At 58.1% G+C, this 3,270-nt stretch carries 2 protein-coding genes; both read right to left on the bottom strand.

Going from position 1 to position 3,270, the window contains the following annotated elements; translation table 11 throughout:
* The coding region (locus tag EJQ19_RS24240) for a leucyl aminopeptidase (RefSeq protein ID WP_126143831.1) at nucleotides 1–1,502 on the bottom strand (1,502 nt) is incomplete at its 3' end.
* Nucleotides 1,503–1,521: 19 nt separating this feature from the next.
* Nucleotides 1,522–2,535, bottom strand: a complete 1,014-nt coding sequence (locus EJQ19_RS24235) for an aldo/keto reductase (RefSeq protein WP_126143830.1) — start codon at nucleotides 2,533–2,535, stop codon at nucleotides 1,522–1,524.
* Nucleotides 2,536–3,270 lie beyond the last annotated feature (735 nt).

The raw sequence follows: 3,270 nt of genomic DNA, 5'->3' as shown, positions 1-3,270 counted from the left end.
ACAGCCTCGCCGCACAAGTAAGCCGCCAAGGTGCGCACCATGACGCCCGTCGCGCCTTTCGGCTCAATGCCTTTGGCCGACCAAAGCCACGCGGTGCCGCCGGTATCGAGATGAATCCAAGGCGTGTTCTCGGCAAAATAGCCGATGAACAGCCCTGCCGTAATCGCGCCGGCCCAGCGGTCGGAGGAGGTGGCGTTTTTGATGTCCGCCACATCGCTTTTCAGCATCGCCCGGTACTCTGGGTAGTTCGGCAGCTGCCAAAGCTTCTCGCCGGCTCCGCCAGCGGCCGCAAGGAGCGGCCGCAAGAACGCGTCGTCATTCGTCACGGCGCCTGTCGCCACATCGGCGAAAGAAATCAGGATCGCGCCCGTCAGCGTCGCAACGTCGATCAGCCGGGTCGCGCCGAGCGATTTGGCATAGGTAATGCCCTCCGCCAAAATAATGCGGCCCTCCGCATCAGTGTTCAACACTTCCACCGAGTGCCCGCTCAGCAGCGTCACGATGTCACCCGGCCGATACGCCGCACCGGACGTCATGTTCTCCGCTGCGGGAATAACGACCGTCAGATTCACCTTCGGCTTGAGCTGACCGACGATATGAAGGGCCCCGAGCAGCGTGGCGGCTCCGCCCATATCGCTGATCATCTCCTCCATGCCGTCCGGCCGCTTCATCGAGATCCCGCCGGTATCGAAGGTAACGCCCTTGCCGACGAGGCCCAGCACGTCGGCGCTGTCCGGATCACCCTTGTACTGCAGGGTGATCATCCGCGGCGGGTGCACGCTGCCCCCGCCGACGGCCAGGACGCCGCCCATCCCGCGGGCGGCGATCTCGTGCTCGTCCAGCACCTCTACGGCGAAGCCGTAATGCTGGGCGAGCTTCACGGCTTCCGCGGCCAGCGAAGCCGGCACAAGCTTGTTGCCCGGGAGGTTCGTCAAGTCCCGGGCATAGTTCGTGCCCGCCGCCACCGCCTCGGCGGCAGCGATCGTGCCCGCGAGAAGCGCCGCATCCGCAGGCGCTTCCAGCTCAAGCACCGCCTGCCGCAGCTCCGCGCGGGCAGGCGCATCTTTCCGGTACGCCGCGATGCGGTACGTACCGAGCAAGAGCCCTTCGGTCAGCGCGTATACGGCTGACCGCACATCCAAGCCGCTTGGCGTCTTCACCGCCAAGCGGTCCAGGCGCAGCGCGAGCATCTTGCGCGCGGCAAACACCGCGGCTGCGCGCAGCGTATCCCGCGTCGGCTGCGGGCCGAGCCCCGCAACCAGAACGTACGCGTACGGCAGCAGCCCGTAAGTCGGCAGCGCCTCAAGCTCGCCTGAGGCGCCCGTGAACACCCCCTTGGCGATAAGGTCCGCCAAGGCGCTGTCAAGCTGCGCTTGCCCGAGTATCGCAGGCCCGCGCAGCTCCGCTTCCGTCAGGCAGACGAGGATGGCGTCTGCCCCCGCCGCATTATCCGTCAACGCGGTAAACGGCGCCGTGGTAATCGTGGTTATTTTTTCAAACATACTCATGTCTCCTCACGATCTAGTAAAAAGAAGCCGCCCGCTGAATCACCGACTGCATCGGCAGCTGGTACGGACATTTCGGCTCGCACAGCGGATTCACTTTGCACGGATCATGCTCCGCACAGCCTAATAGTTTATCCTTTTGCCGCTCGAAAAATCCGTTCCCCTTCGGCAGCAAGCCGAATTTATCCCTGAACTTCGACGAAATCATCACGTCCGGTATCGCAATTTCCAGCGGGCACGAGCAATAATTGCAGCGTCGGCAGTTATGCTGACCAAGCTCCTCAGCGAGCTGCTCCAGCTCCCTGCGTTCCGCATCGCCAACTTCCCGCTCCTGTGCCGCAATGTTTTCCTGCACTTCCTTTATGCTGACCATCCCCGAGATTGTCACATGAACGTCCTGACTGTACGGGTATCGAATTGCAAGATCGACCGGCTGAATAAAACCGCCGGACAGAGGCTTCATCGCTACTTTCATCAAGTCCATTTCCGTTGCTTTGGGAATGAGTTCATCCAATGCAAACGGCTGCGCCAAGTTCAGATGGAACAGAATCTGGGAAAACTGCCCTTTGCTGATCCACTTCACAAGCAGATCCGGACGATGGCCGGAAATACCGATAAAGCGCACCTTGCCCTCGCGCTGAGCCTCCAGCGCCGCCTTATAGGCGCCTTCGGGAGCCATCGCTTTTTGATACTCCGTTACGTTGTTGACATAGTGAATTTGCAGCAAATCGACATGATCCGTCCGCATACGAACCAGGCTGCGCTCAATCTCCGCCTTCGCAGTCTCATAATCGCGAGCCCCCGTCTTAGTTGCAAGGAAATATTCGCTTCTGCGATGGGAGATGCATTCCCCGATAATCTCCTCGCTGTTGCGGTACGCCGCCGCCGTATCTATGTAATTGATCCCGTGATCGAGCGCATAATTCAGCGCCTCTCTCGCTTGCTCTAAGGGAACGCTCGGCAAATTCATGGCCCCGAAGCCTAATGAAGATACCTGATAGCCCGACTTTCCAAAAGTTGAATATCTCACAATCCGTTCTCCCCTCCACGTTTTCCCTCAACGATTGCTTGCATGTGCAACGATTTCATATTTATTGTAATACAACTTCCCGCTTCTTGCTACGAATACGATGGATTATAAGGATCCGACTCCATGTTGCCAGGTTGGCAGGTGCACGTAATCAAGCTAATCGCGAAGCGGATGACGGCTGGAAACCGTCGGTGCACGATGCTTGCGGAACGAGAAGACACTAATTTGTTACAAAGCACGCATACCGGTAGCCAAGCGGAACGACGATACCTTAGTTGTGCGTATTTCAGGGGAACAACCGATTTTGAGCTGAAATAGCGTCTCTACGATCCGCAAATCCGATAACTTACCCGTTTTCGCTCAAATAAAGGATTGACGTTCCGCTAACAACTCTGCCTGACAACATTGGGGGTTGCCAGGCCAGCCTCCGCCCAAAAATAAAAGACTTCGCCGTCCTGTCAGGAACGGGCGTGCTTCCTGATGGCATAGAGCCACTTCGAGGAGATGCTTGCCGGTGTGCATATAAAAAGCGGCCAAACAGGTCCAATCACCCTGTCTGGCCGCTTCGCAGCCATTCGCTGCGCACCGGTTATCTCCGCTTATCCTCATCCTTGTTCGAATCCGAGTCCTTGTTCCAAGTCCAAGGGAATCCTTTGTTTTTATCCTCGTTTGACGGAGACGGCTTTGTTTTATCCGCCTCTTTCACCGTAGGTTTACTTGAAGGGGTCGGCTTAA

The sequence above is a fragment of the Paenibacillus whitsoniae genome (assembly GCF_003955665.1).
Classification (GTDB): Bacteria; Bacillota; Bacilli; order Paenibacillales; family NBRC-103111; genus Paenibacillus_E; species Paenibacillus_E whitsoniae.
The sequence above is the reverse complement of the archived record's forward strand: the minus strand, read 5'-3'. Positions and strand labels throughout refer to the sequence as shown.